Source organism: Nitratireductor sp. XY-223 (assembly GCF_004959855.1).
GTDB lineage: Bacteria > Pseudomonadota > Alphaproteobacteria > Rhizobiales > Rhizobiaceae > Hoeflea_A.
This window is the reverse complement of sequence record NZ_SPNT01000013.1, coordinates 33,071-49,721: the sequence shown is the minus strand read 5'-3', so window position 1 is coordinate 49,721 and position 16,651 is coordinate 33,071. Positions and strand designations below refer to the sequence as shown.

The window sequence follows — 16,651 nt, the reverse complement described above, 5'->3', positions numbered from 1 at the left end:
TTGTTCTGGGGAACCTGTTACAGCCCCTGCAGCAGTTCGGACAGGTATTCCTGTCTTTCGGCCCACATTTTCTGAACCTCTTCGCGGGTCATAATGTTCATCGGCGAACCGCCGGCCTTCATGCGTTGCGCCACGCGCTTGTGCTTGAACATCTCCGGCACCTTGGCGGCAAGCACTTCGATGACTTGCGGCGGCGTGCCGGCCGGCGCCATGATGCCGCGGTAGTTGACCGATGAATTGTGCACGTCCAGCCCGGCTTCCATCAACGTGGGAACATCGGGAAGGAACTCCTCGTTGCGCTTCAGATCGGCCACACCCAGAATCTTGACATTGCCGGCCTCGCGGGCGCGGAAGGCATCGGACAGGTTGTTTATGCCCGCCAGGACATCACCGGCAATGACGGCCTTCATGGCCGCGGCGCCCCCGCCCTTCGTCGGAATGTAGGCCAGCTTGCAGTCGCAGGCGTTCTCGATCTGCAGGGCCGCGATGTGGTGGCCGACAAACAGGCCGGCGCCCGAGGTGGTCAGCCTGCCCGGATTTTCCTTGGCGAAGGCAATGAAGTCCTCCATGGAATTGAAGTCGCTGTCATTGCCGACAACCACGACCGCCGGGTCCTCGCCCCAGTTGGCGATGGGTTCGAAGGAATCGGCGCTGTACTGGACACCGCCCTTGATCGACTGAGCGATGAAATGCGGGATGTTGTATGCAGCCAGGGTGTAGCCGTCCTTGTCGGCCTCCGAGGCAAACCAGTTCCAGCCCACGCGGCCGCCGGCACCCGGCTTGTTGATGATGTAGATCGGCTGGCCCAGCAGATCCTCGTTGCCGGCCGCCATGGTGACGATGCGCGCCTGGAAATCGGTTGCGCCACCGGCGCCATAGGACACCGAAACGCCGATCGGGCGGTCCGGAAAGTCCTGCGCGAGCGCGCCGCCAGCAGCCACGACGAGCGCCGCGGCTCCCAGGGCCAGTTTGGTGAACAGTGTTTTCATGGTTTCCTCCCATTTTGATGAGTGCGCCGTTGTTGAATCACATGAAACTCCCGCGCGGCGTTTGCACCTGTAGAACAAGAGCGAACAATCCGTAGATGACGAGCATGAAGATGGCGGTGACAAGAATGCGCTTGCCCCAGTCCTGGACACTGTTCGGCGGCGCCGGGTCGTAGAGCGTGTAGAGCACCAGGAATGTCAGGGTGCCGGCCGTGTAGAAGCCGAGATTCCTGGCGCCGAGCAGCACGTAGAGGCCGATCACCGCCACGCCCGGCAAAAGGTTGATCAGGGTTGCCCGGTCAATGCCGGTTCCCACCCGCGCCAGGCCAAGCGCCGCGCGGGCAAAATTCCACACGGCAAGGATGATGAAGACGACCGAGATGATGCGCGGAAACAGGAACGCGGCGGCGGGCTCCTGTGTGAAGCTCAACCAGCCGACCGCCAGGGCGATCACCAGGACGGCGAGGGACGGGATGACGTGTTGCCAGGCTCTTGCGGTCATTCTGCGGCCCCTTCTTCCTGGCCGGTTGCCCCGGAATCCGTGGCGGAACCACGGGCCAGCATGTTGCTCCAGAAGCTGTAACCGATGGAGGCGATGATCAGGGCGATCAGGAGCAGGTTGAGCGGCCCGGTCAGGAAGTAGCTCCACTGCGCGTCCTGGGCGGTGGCGATCATGTTGCCCTGGACAAAATTCGCTTCGGCGATGGGGCCGAGGATCAGACCGAGCACCAGTGGCGCGGCGGAAAAGCCGAACCGCTCGAGGATCCACATACCGAGTCCCAGCACGAACATTATGTAGACGTCACCCATCGACTGCGAGACCGAGTAGGAGCCGAAGACCGCGAGCACGCTGACGGCGGCCGCCATGATCGGCATCGGTGCCTTGGCGACGCGGGCGGCCCACAGGGCTGTGTAGATGCCGAATATGACCATCAGGATTTGCCCGATCAGCATGGAATTGACGAAGGTCCAGATGACATCCGGGTGCCGCTCGAACAGGTCGGAACCGGGGAAGATGCCGTGGATCAGTAGCCCGCCGAGCAGCACGGCCGCGGTCGGGCTGCCCGGGATCGACAGCGTCAGGAGCGGCACCAGGGAGGGGCCGACCATGGCGTTGTTGGCCGACTCGGCGGCGATGACGCCCTCCGGGTGGCCCTTGCCGAATCTGTCCTTCTCGGGCGACAGCTTGCGGGTCTGGTCGTAGGCCACGAGGCCGGCGATCTGGCCGCCGACACCGGGGATGAGGCCGATGATCGAGCCGACGATGATGCCGATCGACAGCGCGCGCTTGTTCGAGCCAACCTCGCGCACAGACGCCGCAAGGCTCCGTCGCTCCACCTTCAGCGATTCGATGTTCGCCCGGGTGCGGCCCTTGGCCAGCATGTTGATCACCTGCGGGATGGCGAACAGGCCGATCAGTGCGGCGATGATGTTGATGCCGCCGGTCAGAGAATCGTGGAAGATAAAGCGCGGCGCGCCCTGGATGTCGTCATAGCCGATCATGGCCAGCCACAGTCCGAGGCATCCCGACAGCAATCCCTTGACGAAGGACTTTGAATCCAGCGAGCCGATGACGGTGACGCCGAGGATGGCCAGCCAGAAAAGGTGTGAGGGCCCGAAGACGAGTGCCCACTTGGCCAGCACCGGGGTCAGGAAAATCAGCAGCAGCACCCCGAACACGCCGCCGATGCCGGAGGACAGGAAAGACAGTTGCAGGGCCCGCGCGCCATGGCCCTGGCGGGCCATTTCGTGGCCGTCGAGCGCCGTTGCGATGTTGGCCGGGGCACCGGGAATTTTCAGCAGGATGGCGCTGACGGCACCACCGGCAACGGTTGAGGTGTAGGCCGCGCCCAGTAGCACCAGCCCCTGGGTCGGGGACAGGTGGAAGGTAAAGGGAATGAGCAGCGCGACCGCCATGGTTGGCGAAAGGCCGGGCGTCGCGCCGAGGATCAGCCCGCCCACCGTGCCGAGGATCAGAAGCGTGAAGGCGACGGGTTCAAAAACGCCGGAAAAATAGGCGATAAACTCCACTTTTTGCGTTCCTTCCGCATCGGCCGGTTGCTTCCTGCCCGAATAGGCTATTTTATGAAAATAAAAATGCAAACGTTTTCATTTTGAAGCTTCGATGGCCAAAAGACCGCGCTCGAGAAAGGGTGCACCTGGCATTGTTGACGTGGCTGCCCGCGCTGGCGTGTCGCCGGCTACGGTCTCCCGCGCCTTTAACGAGCCGGACATGGTCCGGGAGCCGACGCGGCTGCGTATCCGCCGCGCCGCTGAGGATCTGGGCTACATTCGCGACCGCATGGCGGGCGCTCTGCTCAACCGGTTCTCCGGCACGATCGGCCTGGTGGTGCCGACCATCGATAACGCCATCTTTGCCGAATTGATCGAGGCCTTCTCCGTTGGCCTGCAGGATCACGATCGCACCATGCTGGTGGCGTCCCACGGCTATGATCTTGGCAAGGAAGTGTCGATCATCCGCTCGCTCCTCGAGCGACGCACCGATGGCGTCGTGCTTGTTGGTCTCGATCACGAGGCCGTTTCGATGAACATGCTGATGCAGAGGGACGTGCCGGTGATATCGGTGTGGAACTACCGGGCCGACAGCGCCATGCCGTGCATTGGTGTCGACAATTTCAAGGCCGGGAAACTGGCCGCGAGCCGCGCGGTGCAGAGCGGCTACCGGGACATAGTCTTGCTGTTTCCGGACACGGAAAATAATGATCGCGCCAGGGGGCGCCTGTTGGGTGCCCGGGCGGAGCTCGAGGATCATGGCGTCAACCTTCCCAAGGAACGCATTCTGCGCTGCCCCTACGATATTGGGGCCGCCAAGACGTTGATGGGCGCGCTGCTGGACAGCCATCCGCCAGAGGCGGTGATTTGCGGCAACGACATCATTGCCCAGGGGGCGATGTTTGCCATCGGTAAGGCGGGGATGCGAGTCCCGCACGATATCGGCATCGTCGGCGTTGGGGATTTTCGAGGCTCCGAGCACATGGAGCCACCCCTGACCACGGTGCGGATTCCCGCTCGCCGTATTGGTGAAGCCGCTGCCACGATGATCGTGGACATGAATGAAAACGGCGTTACACCAAATCCGCATCGGCGGGAAATGCCACTGGTGCTGATGGATCGTGGCTCCGCCTGACGGGCTGCCTTCAGCGGGTTACTTCAACTGGCCGTCACGCGTCCGCTGGTTGTCGGCATTGTATTGTGTAGCCGATAAGACAAGACGTTCCGCAATTCCCAGACCGTACAACCTGACGGGGATCGTGCCTTCACGGCAGACTATACGGCATCGTATGGCGGGCCGAACCGGGTGTGGATCAAGCCGCCGGCACGCCTGTATTGCCGGCACGCCTCTATTGAACGGGATTGCGGTCTGCGCGGCCGGCGCCGGGACGAAACCGGCGCCGTTCAACGCGAGGCTCCCGGTGCCAGCCGGACCAGGGCAGAGCCGGCCCGGGAGCCCTCATGCTCCCGGACCGCGATACGCCGGACCGTCAGGCCATTGCACAGGGGCGCAACCCAGGCGATGTTGACCTCTTCATCCGCGGGCGTTCGAGAATGTTAGGGGTTTCCCGCGGACGATGTGCGTGTCGCCTGCGATCCGCATACCGTGGTTCGTTGATGACACACGCAGCGCATTCGCCGGGCTATCGTTTTGATTCTTGCGCGGCATCCGCCTGCGCACTAGCCGTGTCTTTCGCCATGACGGCGGCCCTGCGGATACCGCATCAGGCTCGGGGCGCGGGCAAAGCCCGGGGAACCGCCGCCGGAAGAAGGTCGCCGGCCCCCGGCTCTTTATGCCCTTCATATGCCGCGCGCCACAATTCGCGCCTTCACCGCTTCCGGCCGGACCTTCGCTGCCGCCGCAACCCGCAAAATGAAGCGCATGGGCCGGCGGCACCGGCGCCCGTAATCCTCCCCGAAGGTCCAGCCGGCCGGTCAGGCGATGAAGTCGAAATCGGCATCGGTAAGGATTGACCCGGCGGGCCTTCAACGAGGCCGCCCGGCCCCGCGTCCAGTTTAGCCGATGAAGTCGAAGTCGGTTTCCGTCAGCGCCGAAGCCGACACGCCTTCCAGCGTGATGCTCGCGTCTTGGCCGTAACCGGTTATGACCGCGTTGCCGTCGGCGTCATCCTTGATGGTCAGGTTGGCGAATTTCGCGCCGCCCTTGATCACGATCACGTCGGCTTGCGGCGCGAAGGACGGACCGCCAAAGTCCGTGATCGTGTCATGGCCGGTCTTCCTGCCGAACACGAAGCGGTCGTCGCCGTGTCTGCCGGAAAGCGTGTCGTCGCCGCGTCCGCCGTAAAGCGTGTCGTCGCCCCAACCGCCGTCCAGCGTGTCGTCGCCGCGTCCGCCTTTCAGCGTGTCGTCGCCGCGACTGCCGGAAAGCGTGTCGTCGCCGCGTCCGCCGTAAAGCGTGTCGTCGCCGCTTCCGCCGTGAAGCGTGTCGTCGCCGCGTCCGCCGTGAAGCGTGTCGTCGTCGAGACTGCCGTCCAGCGTGTCGTCGCCATTCCCGCCGTCCAGCGTGTCGTGGCCCATGCCACCATCCAGCGTGTCATCGCCGTCGCCGCCGTCCAGCGTGTCGTCGCCGCGTCCGCCTTTCAGCGTGTCGTCGCCGCGACTGCCGGAAAGCGTGTCGTCGCCATTCCCGCCGTCCAGCGTGTCGTCGCCATTCCCGCCGTCCAGCGTGTCGTGGCCCATGCCACCTTCCAGCGTGTCGTCATCCTCGCCACCGTTCAGCGTTTTGGGGGGCGTGCGCGAAGCGATTAACTTCCCCAATGTATAATCGTAATCGTTATCGTGAGACATGATTACCTCCAAGCTTGGTTTACAGGTTCTAGTCCAGCACTTCCCCGGTTCTCTTCTTCACAAAAGAAAGTCGTTTCCTTCCGCTTCCAGTTCCGCCGCCGTCACGCCTTCGACCGTGATGCTGGAGCCAGCTCCCCCAAAACCCGTGATCACCGCGTCGCCGTCATCGTTGTCTTCGATGGTCAAGCCGGACTTCATGGTTTCAGCGACATTGATCCTTATCACTATCTTGTCCGTGCCGAGATTAAAGTCCGTGATCGTGTCATGGCCATTGGGCACGTCCTTGTCGAAAACGAAATAGTCCACGTCATCGCCTCCAGTCAGCGTGTCGTCGCCGGCGCCGCCGTGCAGCGTGTCGGTGCCGGCGCCGCCGTATAGTTTGTCATTGCCGAAACCGCCATACAGAGAGTCATTGTCGGCCTCGCCCCATATCTTGTCATCGCCAGCGTCACCCCACATCTTGTCGTTTCCGCCGCCGCCCCACATCTCGTCGTCGTCGTCGCCGCCGTGCATCGTGTCAACGCCGCCGCCGCCCAACATCTTGTCTAGGCCCGTGCCGCCGTAAAGCGTGTCGTCGCCCGCGCCACCAGTCAGCGTGTCGTTGCCGGCGCCGCCTACCATCGTGTCGATGCCGTCCTGGCCGTACATCGTGTCGTCGCCGTCGCCGCCCCACATGGTGTCGTCGCCGCGCCCGCCATACATCCAGTCCTGCCCCCCGTTTCCCTTCATCGTGTCGTTGCCGTCACCACCGTACATCTTGTCGTGATGCTTGTCTCCGTACATCGTGTCGTCGCCGTCGCCGCCGTCCAGCGTGTCTTCGCCGTCGCCGCCGGACATCCAGTCGGCACCGCCGTGTCCGTACATCGTGTCGTCGCCGCCGCGTCCGTACATCACGTTCGTGGCGGAGCCTCCGTGCCGGGTGTTGTTGCCGTCATCACCATTGATCGCAGCCATGATTCTTCCTCCTATCCGTTATCGAAGCCGCCCGGCGGACGGCATTGGCGAAGGAAACCTGCCATATCTATCGCCCTGTAAAGCACCCGTCCGGGATCGTCCGCCTTCCGACTTCAGCGTGCCCGTGCTGTTGCAGGCGGCAAGGCCGAGCGACGGCAGCGCCGCGCTCGCGTCCCGGGAAGTGTACCCCCCCCTCGGGGAATGTGGCTATGGAATGAATAGGCAAACGCGCCGGACCGGACCGCCATGCCCGACACATGGGCCCAATAACGGATCTGAAGAGCTTCTTGGATGAGGATGAAAGGCCGGATGCACTTGTCATTGAAGCCAGCGGCATAGCAGATACTCGTGCGCTTGACCGATGCCGTCAGGTTCGACAATCGTATCTATCTCGTCGATGCGGATCAGTTCCACAGAGTTGATTTTGAAGACACTGAAACGATCATTGACGACGCCGCAGCGACCGATTTGATCGTTCTAAACAAACAAGACCTCGCATCCGATGCTGAATTGGAACGTATCTCTGCCCTTTTGAACCAATCAGCGCCAAATTCGTCCCTAGTCCAGACCAGCGAAGGAAAATGCGCCACAGAGTTGATGTTGGGACAGGTACAAGCCGATCTTGGTAAGCTCGCAAAGGACGCTACATCAAGCCCACTATCAAAGCATCACGACCCTCCCGCCTCTCCTCCTTCATGGCAGGTCGCCCCGTTGCCGTCGGGTCCGGCCCGCATGGCCAGCTGGTGCAGCTGCGCGCGCCCTGTTCCCGAGCCGGAAGGCCCGGTGGGCCGCATCTGCGAGCCGGGAACAGCGTTTTCGGCTTAATCGATGATGCAGACGCCGTTTCAACAGGATACTAAAGTCCTACGGTGGATTCGGTACCTTTATGCCGTTACACCCGATGTAGGGCTGAGAGGAACGGTGGCCGCCCTGGTGCGGGTTTAGTTGATGATCTCGAAGTCGTGTACGCTCATGGTTATTGTGCCACCGCTTCGCGGAAAAAGGACCAGCGCTTCGTCTAACGCAGCGACAGCGGCCAACGCAGCCGCGTCCTCGGCTTCATACACGGCATTCCAGGCATCATTCGACATGTCCAACGGATCAACGGAATCAAGGGCCTTACGCCCAGCCTTTTCCGCGTCAAGGGCTTTTTGCCCGACATCCCGCGCGATCTTGCAGGCGGCATCCAGCGCGTTTGCGGCTTCCTGCGCCTTCTCGGCACCTCTTCGAGCCTCTTGCAAAACCCTGCGGGTTTGACGCTTTTTTCCCGCTGAACGGGCGATTTTTTGGGGTTTGAATCTGGCTTTGGTCATTGCTCGCTGTAGAGCGTATGCCCTTTCAATCGGTCGCCCGCTGAGTTTCAGTTGGTCGAAGAAATCCGAGGTCACTTCTCTTATCTAACGAAAAGTGTTATTTTCTGACCGCAATGTCGGAAAACAAACAGCGAAGACCCAAAGACTTCATCGACGACCGCGCCGCGCGCGGGCGCTATCATTTCGATGCGTCCGACATGCGTCAAAGCCTAGGGGTCTCGGCAGCTTCAACCAACAACGCGCTGTCGCGACTAGCGCATCAAGGCTTGATAGCATCCCCGGCAAAAGGCTTCTACGTCATCGTGCCGCCGGAATACCGCTCGCTTGGATGTCTCCCGGCAGAGCAGTTTATTCCCGCACTCTTTGATCGAAAGGCGGAACCCTACTACGCTGGCCTTCTGACGGCCGCACAATACTACGGAGCCGCACACCAAAGACCACAAGCATTCCAGGTCGTCGTTGGAAAGTCGCGCAAAGACATCAAGTGCGGTAGCGTCAAGGTCACATTCATAGCAAACAAGTCAGTCGATACAGTCCCGACGCGCCTTTTCAACACGCCGCGGGGCACACTCAAAGTATCCACGCCAGAAGCAACTTTGCTCGATCTCATCGAGTACAGTGGAAGAGCGGGTGGGCTGGATATGATCGCCACTGTAATCGCCGGTCTGGCTGAAGAAGTGGAACCCGATGAGCTTGCACGTCTCTCTTGGGCCGCACCGATCTCTAGAGTGCAGCGACTGGGGCACTTGCTCGATCATGTCGATCAATTCGATGTTTCGCAGCCTCTGTTGGTCATCGTCGCGGAGAAAGCGCGTGATTACACGCCACTTGCGCCGAGTCGATCGCATGAAAGCTCGGCCAAAGATGACCGCTGGAAGATCTATGTGAACGCCTCGGTGGAGATCGATGAATGATCCCACGCGATTTTATCACTGAGTGGCGAGTTGAAGCGCCATGGATCGACGACCGTCAAGTCGAGCAGGATCTGGTCATTAGCCGCGCCCTGGTCGAGATATTCTCTGACGAACTTCTGCGCAGCCAGCTTGCATTTCGTGGGGGCACTGCCCTCTACAAGCTCTTCCTCAGGCCAGCCGCACGATACTCCGAAGACATCGATCTCGTGCAGATTGAGGCAGATCCCGCAGGTGATCTCATGGATCGCTTTCATGCTGTCCTCGATCCCTGGCTCGGAAAACCGCGCTACAAGCAAACGGAAGGGCGCGTTACCTTTACATACCGATTTGGATCAGAGGAAACCCCGCCCGTACAATTGAAGCTGAAGGTGGAGATCAACACGCGAGAGCACTTCTCTGTTTATGGCACCCGTTTGATCCCCTTTGGGGTCCAATCTCGTTGGTTCGAAGGTGGGTGCGATATTCCGAGCTATGGGCTCAATGAGTTGTTAGGAACGAAGCTTCGTGCGCTCTATCAAAGAAAGAAGGGTCGTGATCTATTCGATCTTGATGTTGCGCTCCAGCACAAAGATGCCAACTCGCAAGAGATCATAGCGGCCTTCAGGGCCTATATGGATCATGGCGGTCATGCGGTCACGCGACAGCAGCTTCAAGACAACCTGACCGCAAAACTGGAGGACCCGGATTTCAATGCGGACATCTCTGCTCTTTTAAGGAGTGACTTCGAGTGGGATCTTGAGGGGATGGCAAAACGTGTCTCCGCAGCTCTCTTGGACCAGATGGAATGAACATGCCGAACGACAAGTGTGGTCGGGTTGGCGAATGCCAGAACTGTGAACCTCAGTCATCTGGCGAGCCAGTTCCCGGGCACGGCGCTCCACGCCTCCAACTACCGTCGCCTGCAACGCTTATTCCAGCATATCCGCCTTGATGAAGATGTGGTGGTACATCGGTATCTCCGCGTGTTTGGTGTTTCATCCATTGAGGTTTTGCTTGCCGGCCGAGAGTTCATCGGTAATAAAGGGTTGGAATTCCTCATGAAAACAATGTTCCATTTACATTTGCCTTCGTGAGAATACGTACATTCACAAGGAAAGTGGACGGCGGAATCAACTTCGCTCACTGCTGCGCAGATACAGCAAAGGCATGTGGACCGGTTGGCTCTCCGTTCAGATACGCTTCCACGATTCCCCGCTTCTTGGCTATGCTGTGGCGTCGATGTCTCTTACTCATGGGGCCTCCTTAACGAAGGCCCCGGATGGGGGAAATCCCAAGACCCTAAGTGTCCACCCGCAGGGGCGCACTGGCGATAGGGGGATTCGGAGGAAAGGCGAAATGCCGAAGCGTCGTACAAATCGTAAGGTAACCAGCAAGAAGGCGGCGAGCGCATCCGCGAAAGTCTTGCGGGACCCGAAGAGCAGCAAGGCCGCCAAGAGCGCGGCAGCGTCGGCGCTCACCCAGCGTCCGAGCAAGAAGTAACCCGGAAAGGGGGCAGCGATGACGGCCGCGAAGCGATCCACCCTTGTCGTGTATGGTCGCCTGGCAATGCGGGAGGCCCGCCTTGCGGCGGCCCGCAACGGTCAACATGGTCTCCAGATCATGTCATTCGAACAAGCCGCGGTGCGGCTCGCGGGCGGCTTCACCCGCGCGATCGATGAAGAAAGCCTGCGCTCGGCGATCCAGACGGTCCTCCCCGAAACACCGATGGGCGAACTGGAAGATATCAAGATGCTGCCGGGCATGATCGGCGCGGCCGCCGACACACTGCACAAGGCGTGGCGGGCCGGTGTCGATCTCGCCTCCCGGTCAGCTGATCATCCAAGGCTTGAAGCCATCGCTCGCTTGGAGGCCGCTGTCCTCGCCGAACTCCCGGGCGGAATGATGCGTCCGGTCGATATTGTTGCCGCAGCCATCAGCCGGATCGCGCATGCGCCAGCCATATTCGGCTCGATGGAAATCTCCGGACTGACCGAACTGTCCCCCTGCTGGCGGCCTCTGGTAAAAGCGCTCGCCCAGCGCATATCCATGCAATGGACGTCAGGCCCTCGCCCTGTCCCGGCCTGGCTCAGGGAAAGCGGCGTCGCTGTCGCTCGAGGCGATGCCGAGGCGCCGGCAATCCGCTCCGTCAGCGCCGCGACGGCTTACCATGAGGCAATCGAGACGCTGCGTTGGGTGCGGTCGCTACTCGCGTCCGGCGTATCGCCCGCCGACATCGCCATCGCCACGGCGTCGCCGGCCGATTACGACGATAACTTTCTCGCGCTGCGCGCCGATGCCAATATCGATCTGCATTTCGTTCATGGCGTCCCGGCCGTCACCACACGTGACGGACAAGCGGCAGCGGCACTCGCCGACATCGTCGTGCGCGGGCTCTCACAGTCGCGCCTGCGCCGTCTCGTCGCCCTTTGCCGGGATTCCGCGCCCCTGGCGTCCCTTCCCGATGGCTGGATGCGCGTCCTTCCAAGCGATGCACCCTTGTCGACACCGTCCGCCTGGAACAAACTGCTGGCGCGCCTCGCGCCGGACGACTGGCCCGACAGCATGGATCACGCCGCGGTACTGCGTGCTGCGGTCGACCTGCTGGCAAAGGGACCGCACGCGGCACAAGAGATCGGTGAAGCCTTCCTTAAGGGCCGGGCATTGTCCATCTGGCGCAAAGCCCTTCTGGCAGGGCCCGCCGGTGCGATCGACAGCACGCTGGAATCACTGAAACAGGATGACGGACTCGAGGCCTGCGTCTCCGTGGCCTGGATGCCGGCCAGTGCCCTGGCCGCGTCCCCGCGACGCTTCGCTCGGCTGATCGGTCTCAATTCCTCCCGCTGGCCACGTGGGATCGCCGAAGATCGGCTGATTCCGGACCACATCATTCCGACTGACGACCTCGACCCGCTTCCCGTCAATCTGGCAGATCGCCGCGACTTTGATACGATCCTCGCCACCACGGGCAGCGAAGTTGTCCTCTCCCGCGCCCGACGCGACAGCGACGGCCGGCTGCCGGGTCGCAGCCCCCTCCTCGCCACCTATGACGAGGAAGCCTATCTGCGGCGCAACGCCGTTCCCGCCCATGCCTTCAGTGAAACCGACCGGCTGATGGCACGACCGCAGGAATTCGCCGCCGGTCCCCAGGCATTGAGTGCGCGTTCCTGCTGGCGCGATTGGCGTCTGGCCGATGTGACAGCTCACGATGGTCTGATCAGGTCCGATCATCCTTTGGTTCTCGCGATCCTTGCGCGGATCCAGTCGGCGAGTTCGCTCAAAACACTGCTGCGCAGCCCCCTCAACTTCCTCTGGCGCTATGCTCTCGGTTGGAAATCCCCGCAAGGCAGTGCCGAGCCGCTCGTGCTTGACGCCCTGCAAACCGGCGACCTTGTCCATCTCGTGCTCGACCGCGCCCTCCGAATCCTCGAAGCGGAGGGCGGTCTGGCGTCGGCCGACGAGGCTGCCATTCAGGCTGCGGTGAACGAAGCTGCCGGTGCGGTGGCTGCCGAATGGGAAAGCGAGCGGTCCGTTCCGCCCGCTGTTATCTGGGGCCGCACGCTCGGGGATGCGCGCGCCCTTGCCGGACAGGCGCTTGCCTATGGCAATGATCATTTGCCGGGCAGCCGATCCTTTGGCGAAGTCCCGTTCGGCGGGTCCGAGCCCAAGTCGGAGGCGGCATTGCCCTGGGACCCCAGTGTGCCGGTGATCATCCCGGACACCGGATTTCAGATTGCCGGCTATATCGACCGGCTCGACATCGCTGATGACAGAAGCCGTGCGCTCGTGCGCGACTATAAAACCGGCAAGCCGCCCAAAGGCGACATCCGCGTGAACGGCGGCCGCGAGCTTCAGCGTTGTCTCTATGCCTTCGCCGTCAGGGCGCTCCTGGGCGACCACATCGCGATCAGCGCCTCGCTGCTCTACCCGCGTGAGCCGATGGACCTCCAACTCGACGATCCGGACACCGTCCTGGCGGAGATCAAGGCATATCTGCAGGCAGCGAGAACCGCGTTGGCCAGCGGCGCAGCACTGCCCGGACCGGATACGGGAGGCGACTATGACGATCTCGCCCTCGCCCTGCCGGCAAACGCAGGCGCCACCTACTGCAAACGCAAGCAAGCCGCCGCGGCCGAGCGGCTCAGCAATGTCGCGCCGATCTGGGAGGCGGAATGATGAGCAGCGCGAGAGTTCTCAAGGATGATGGTGCCCGGCATGACGCTATCAGCCGTCACGACCGGTCCATCCTGGTTGAGGCCGGCGCGGGATCGGGCAAGACCGCCGTCATGGCCGGCAGAATCGCTGTCATGCTGGCACAGGGTGTCGCGCCAAGTTCCATCGCGGCGGTCACGTTTACCGAACTGGCGGCCAGCGAGCTCCTCCTGCGCGTCCGGGATTTCGTCGAAGATCTCGCCGCCGGCCATATCGCACCGGAGCTCCGTGCCGGACTGCCGGAGGGACTATCTGCGGCTCAGCGCGACAATCTGATTTCGGCCAGCACGGCGATCGACGAAATCACCTGCTCGACGATCCACGGCTTCTGCCAGAGATTGATCAAGCCGTACCCGGCTGAAGCAGATATCGATCCGGGCGCAGCGGTCATTGATCGCAATCAGGCCGATCTCAATTTCCTCGAAATCGTCGATGGCTGGCTGCGCGAGCGCCTGTCGGGCGATCAAGGCGGTGTCCTGGCCGAGATGGTGCTGCACGGCCCGGGAGAGACCGTCGCTCTGATGCACAAGATCGCCGAAGCCCTCAGGCGGTCCAGGAATCTGGTCGCACCGAACGCGATGCCTTTTGCAGGTCACCTGCAAGCCTTCCGGCAGGCGGCCGACGAACTTTCGGCCTTTATGCAGGGCGTCGGCGTCGATGAGCCGGAAACGGAGGTCATCACCATGCGTCTTACTGAAATGGCGGCCGCCCTGCCATCGGTTGCGGATGGTTCCACGCCCGCCGGGCTCGTCGGGCTGCTGGTTGCGCGCCCGCATCCCGATCTTACGACCGGGACGGGCCGCTTTTCCGCCTACCGCAAGAAGGGCAAATGGGCGGCGGCGGCCAAGCAGGCAGGGCTCTCCAGGGCAGACGGCGACAGACTGAACGATACGGCCAGCTGCCTGTACGAGGCGTGCTGCGTCGCGTGGACCGCGCTGCGCCAGGCGGTTTCCGGCCAGGTCCTTACGACATTGATGGACGAAGCACGCACAATCCTTGCGCGCTATCGCGAGAGCAAGCGCGCCAGCGCTCACCTCGATTTCGGCGATCTCATTTACGCCGCGCGCGACCTGTTGCGCGATCATGAATCCGTGCGACAGGCGCTCGGCCAACGGTATTCAAAGGTCCTCGTCGACGAGTTTCAGGATACCGACCCGCTCCAGGCCGAAATCTTCTGGCGTCTATGCGGTGATCCCGGTGATGACCCGAAGGACTGGACGAGCTTCCGGATTCGGCCGGGCGCACTCTTCTTGGTTGGCGACCCCAAGCAGGCAATCTATCGTTTCCGCGGCGCGGATGTCGGCGCTTATGTCCAGGCCCGCGCCGCCTTCTCGACGCAGGCCGCGGATGGCCTCGTCTCGATCTCGACCAATTTCCGTTCCTGTGCCTCGATCCTCACTTTCGTCAACGAACGGTTCGAGGCTGTTCTGTCGGCTGATGGGCAACCCGGATTCACTGCGCTCAATCCCTTCCACGACGATCCGGACGACGGCGTCTGCGTCGCCGCAATCGATATCGCGGTCGCTGATGAGAACGGCAAGGCCAGCGCCGAACAGCGACGCGACGCGGAAGCCGAAGCGGTGGCTGAACTTTGCGCCCGCTTGATCGGCAGCCATCCGGTCCAGGATCGCAAAGCCGGTGCACAACGCCCCTGCCAGCCGGGCGACATCGCCTTACTTGCACCGACCGGCGCGGAGCTCTGGTGTTATGAAGAGGCCCTTGAGCGCCTGGGCATTCCGGTCGCAACCCAGGCCGGCAAAGGGCTGTTTCGCCGGCAGGAAGTGCAGGACCTCATCGCGATCACGCGGGTTCTCGCCGATCGTCGTGATACGCTGGCGCTCGGCGCATTGCTGCGCGGGCCGCTTGTCGGGCTCAGCGAAGAGGAACTCCTGGACATCGTCTGGGCGCTTCCGCGTTCGGAAGAGGAATCCGACCGGATCCCACGGCTCGACCTTGGTATCGACCCGGCGGCAATAATGCATCCGCTGGCGCGCGATGTTATTGAGCGGCTGCAGGCGCTCCAGAAACGCTCCAACAGCACGACACCGCACGACCTTCTTTCGCAGGCCGTCGATGTCCTTCGGGTACGCCCGGTTCTTCTGGAGCGGCATCGCGGTCAGGCAGAACGTGCGCTCGCCAATGTCGATCTCTATCTCAGCCTCGCCACCGGCTATGCAGTACGCGGCCTGCGGGCCTTTTCCGAGACTATGACGGCGGCATGGACCGATGAGGCCCGTGCGGTGGAAGGCCGGCCCGATGCGCAGGAAGAAGCCGTCGCCCTATACACGATGCATGCCGCGAAGGGTCTTGAATGGCCGGTCGTTATCCCCATCAACACCATGACAGGGGTGATGGCGCCCGATAGCGCCGTGACCGATCGGCAGACCGATACCATCTACTGCCCGGTTCTGGGCGTCCCTCCGGCCGGTTACGACGCGGCGCGTCAGGCCGAGAAGGATGAACTGGACCGCGAGCGTGTCCGGCTCTGGTATGTCGCGGCAACCCGCGCCCGGGAGCTCTTGGTCTTGCCGCGGCTCGACGTAACGCCTTCGACGTCGGCCTGGATCGGCCTTGTGGACCTGTCGCTCACCGGTCTTCCTGTCCTTGACGTGTCGCATCTTCCGCTCGATCCGATCGCGGTGACCGGCGATACCGCAAACGACCAGACACGGGAGAGTTTCGCCGCTGAGGCAGGAACGATTGCCGAAAGGCTGATGCACCTGACCTGGCTTGCGCCGAGCCGCGACGAGACGGCGACCGGTTCGGTCTTTCAGGAAGAAGAACCGGACATCTGGGCCGGGTCGGATGACGGTCCGTCACCAGACGCCGAAGCGTCCGCCTCTGTCCAGGGCGGGCGCGAGCGTGGACTGATCCTTCACAAGCTCATGGAAGAAATTCTGACAGGGGAATGCGACGAGGCCGGCGAGGCGCTCACCGCGCGCGCCGCTGACCTCATCCGTGCGCTCGGCGAGGAGCCCTCCTCCGATCCGGCGAACGGGCTTTCGCCTGAGGAACTGGCCGGTTGCGTGACGCGAACGCTGGCCTTGTCGGAGGTGGCGGCCTTGCGTCCCTCATTGCTCGCTGAATTTCCGGTCTATGCCCTTCAACAAGGGGATGCCGAGCTGGTTGCGACGGCCGGCATCGCGGACGCGCTTACGGTTGATCCGGAAGGTCGGCCAGCCGTCGTGATCGACTGGAAGAGCGACGTGAATCCCACCCGGGAGACACTCGATCACTATCGGGCTCAGGTGCGTGCCTATCTCGATATGACCGGCGCCGAACGGGGCCTGATCGTTCTGATGACGAGCGGGACGGTGATCACCGTCCCGCCTTCGCCCCAGACGATTGTGGCGTAGCCGAGGACGCGACCGGCCTCCCGCAAGCGCACCGAACCCGCCCGGGACGATCTCTTCAATCCGGAGGTCGAACTGCTGCTGCCGGCAAGCTTGCGGTCGAGGGGAAGGTCCTGGGAAGT

At 62.4% G+C, this 16,651-nt stretch carries 13 protein-coding genes; 7 read left to right on the top strand and 6 right to left on the bottom strand.

The features are described 5' to 3' along the window. Positions 1–17: 17 nt before the first annotated feature. Genes E4M07_RS25560 through E4M07_RS25550 form a run of 3 tightly spaced genes read right to left on the bottom strand, consistent with a single transcriptional unit; the run spans position 18 to position 3,017 of the window. Positions 18–989: a tripartite tricarboxylate transporter substrate binding protein gene (locus tag E4M07_RS25560; RefSeq protein WP_136661260.1), complete on the bottom strand. Its 972-nt coding sequence runs from the start codon at positions 987–989 to the stop codon at positions 18–20. Between the two features lie 37 nt (positions 990–1,026). Beyond that, entirely contained in the window at positions 1,027–1,488 is a 462-nt protein-coding gene (locus tag E4M07_RS25555) for a tripartite tricarboxylate transporter TctB family protein (RefSeq protein WP_136661259.1), read from the bottom strand. Continuing rightward, positions 1,485–3,017 carry a tripartite tricarboxylate transporter permease gene (locus E4M07_RS25550; RefSeq protein ID WP_136661258.1) on the bottom strand — a complete coding sequence of 511 codons (1,533 nt, stop codon included), beginning with the start codon at positions 3,015–3,017 and terminating at the stop codon, positions 1,485–1,487. The genes E4M07_RS25555 and E4M07_RS25550 overlap by 4 nt, the downstream gene beginning before the upstream one ends. A gap of 94 nt (positions 3,018–3,111) precedes the next feature. Here E4M07_RS25550 and E4M07_RS25545 point away from each other — a divergent pair, with 94 nt between their 5' ends. Continuing rightward, positions 3,112–4,134, top strand: a complete 1,023-nt coding sequence (locus E4M07_RS25545) for a LacI family DNA-binding transcriptional regulator (RefSeq protein WP_136661257.1) — start codon at positions 3,112–3,114, stop codon at positions 4,132–4,134. An 881-nt stretch (positions 4,135–5,015) separates the two neighbouring features. Here E4M07_RS25545 and E4M07_RS25540 read toward each other — a convergent pair. Next, positions 5,016–5,807, bottom strand: coding sequence for a calcium-binding protein (locus tag E4M07_RS25540; protein ID WP_136661256.1), 792 nt, complete (start codon positions 5,805–5,807; stop codon positions 5,016–5,018). A 57-nt stretch (positions 5,808–5,864) separates the two neighbouring features. After that, positions 5,865–6,761, bottom strand: coding sequence for a calcium-binding protein (locus E4M07_RS25535; RefSeq protein WP_136661255.1), 897 nt, complete (start codon positions 6,759–6,761; stop codon positions 5,865–5,867). Positions 6,762–7,115: 354 nt separating this feature from the next. Between E4M07_RS25535 and E4M07_RS25530 the strand changes: the two genes are divergently transcribed. After that, the gene (locus E4M07_RS25530) at positions 7,116–7,586 is read left to right on the top strand and encodes a GTP-binding protein (RefSeq protein WP_169054390.1); all 471 of its coding nucleotides are present in this window, start codon (positions 7,116–7,118) and stop codon (positions 7,584–7,586) included. Positions 7,587–7,702: 116 nt separating this feature from the next. On the opposite strand, the gene E4M07_RS25525 is transcribed toward E4M07_RS25530, so the two are convergent. Next, entirely contained in the window at positions 7,703–8,149 is a 447-nt protein-coding gene (locus E4M07_RS25525; RefSeq protein WP_136661253.1) for a hypothetical protein, read from the bottom strand. 38 nt (positions 8,150–8,187) lie between these two features. On the opposite strand from E4M07_RS25525, the gene E4M07_RS25520 reads away from it, so the two are divergent. The 5 genes from E4M07_RS25520 to E4M07_RS25500 all read left to right on the top strand — a co-directional run bounded on the left by E4M07_RS25520 (position 8,188) and on the right by E4M07_RS25500 (position 16,532). Then, a complete protein-coding gene (locus tag E4M07_RS25520) occupies positions 8,188–8,988 on the top strand; it encodes a type IV toxin-antitoxin system AbiEi family antitoxin (RefSeq protein WP_136661252.1) in 801 nt (266 codons plus the stop codon). Then, a complete protein-coding gene (locus tag E4M07_RS25515) occupies positions 8,985–9,776 on the top strand; it encodes a nucleotidyl transferase AbiEii/AbiGii toxin family protein (protein WP_136661251.1) in 792 nt (263 codons plus the stop codon). Before E4M07_RS25520 ends, E4M07_RS25515 begins: the two co-directional genes overlap by 4 nt. A gap of 27 nt (positions 9,777–9,803) precedes the next feature. Continuing rightward, positions 9,804–10,061, top strand: a complete 258-nt coding sequence (locus tag E4M07_RS25510) for a hypothetical protein (RefSeq protein WP_136661250.1) — start codon at positions 9,804–9,806, stop codon at positions 10,059–10,061. Between the two features lie 424 nt (positions 10,062–10,485). Continuing rightward, the gene (locus E4M07_RS25505; protein ID WP_136661249.1) at positions 10,486–13,140 is read left to right on the top strand and encodes a PD-(D/E)XK nuclease family protein; all 2,655 of its coding nucleotides are present in this window, start codon (positions 10,486–10,488) and stop codon (positions 13,138–13,140) included. Beyond that, positions 13,137–16,532: a UvrD-helicase domain-containing protein gene (locus E4M07_RS25500; protein ID WP_136661248.1), complete on the top strand. Its 3,396-nt coding sequence runs from the start codon at positions 13,137–13,139 to the stop codon at positions 16,530–16,532. The genes E4M07_RS25505 and E4M07_RS25500 overlap by 4 nt, the downstream gene beginning before the upstream one ends. Positions 16,533–16,651 lie beyond the last annotated feature (119 nt).

Bases quoted from the DNA above. Each gene is read 5' to 3' on its own strand.
- E4M07_RS25515 (WP_136661251.1), top strand. From the start codon at position 8,985: ATGATCCCACGCGATTTTATCACTGAGTGGCGAGTTGAAGCGCCATGG.
- E4M07_RS25500 (WP_136661248.1), top strand. From the start codon at position 13,137: ATGATGAGCAGCGCGAGAGTTCTCAAGGATGATGGTGCCCGGCATGAC.
- E4M07_RS25540 (WP_136661256.1), bottom strand. From the start codon at position 5,807: ATGTCTCACGATAACGATTACGATTATACATTGGGGAAGTTAATCGCT.
- E4M07_RS25560 (WP_136661260.1), bottom strand. From the start codon at position 989: ATGAAAACACTGTTCACCAAACTGGCCCTGGGAGCCGCGGCGCTCGTC.
- E4M07_RS25505 (WP_136661249.1), top strand. From the start codon at position 10,486: ATGACGGCCGCGAAGCGATCCACCCTTGTCGTGTATGGTCGCCTGGCA.
- E4M07_RS25545 (WP_136661257.1), top strand. From the start codon at position 3,112: ATGGCCAAAAGACCGCGCTCGAGAAAGGGTGCACCTGGCATTGTTGAC.
- E4M07_RS25520 (WP_136661252.1), top strand. From the start codon at position 8,188: ATGTCGGAAAACAAACAGCGAAGACCCAAAGACTTCATCGACGACCGC.
- E4M07_RS25555 (WP_136661259.1), bottom strand. From the start codon at position 1,488: ATGACCGCAAGAGCCTGGCAACACGTCATCCCGTCCCTCGCCGTCCTG.
- E4M07_RS25535 (WP_136661255.1), bottom strand. From the start codon at position 6,761: ATGGCTGCGATCAATGGTGATGACGGCAACAACACCCGGCACGGAGGC.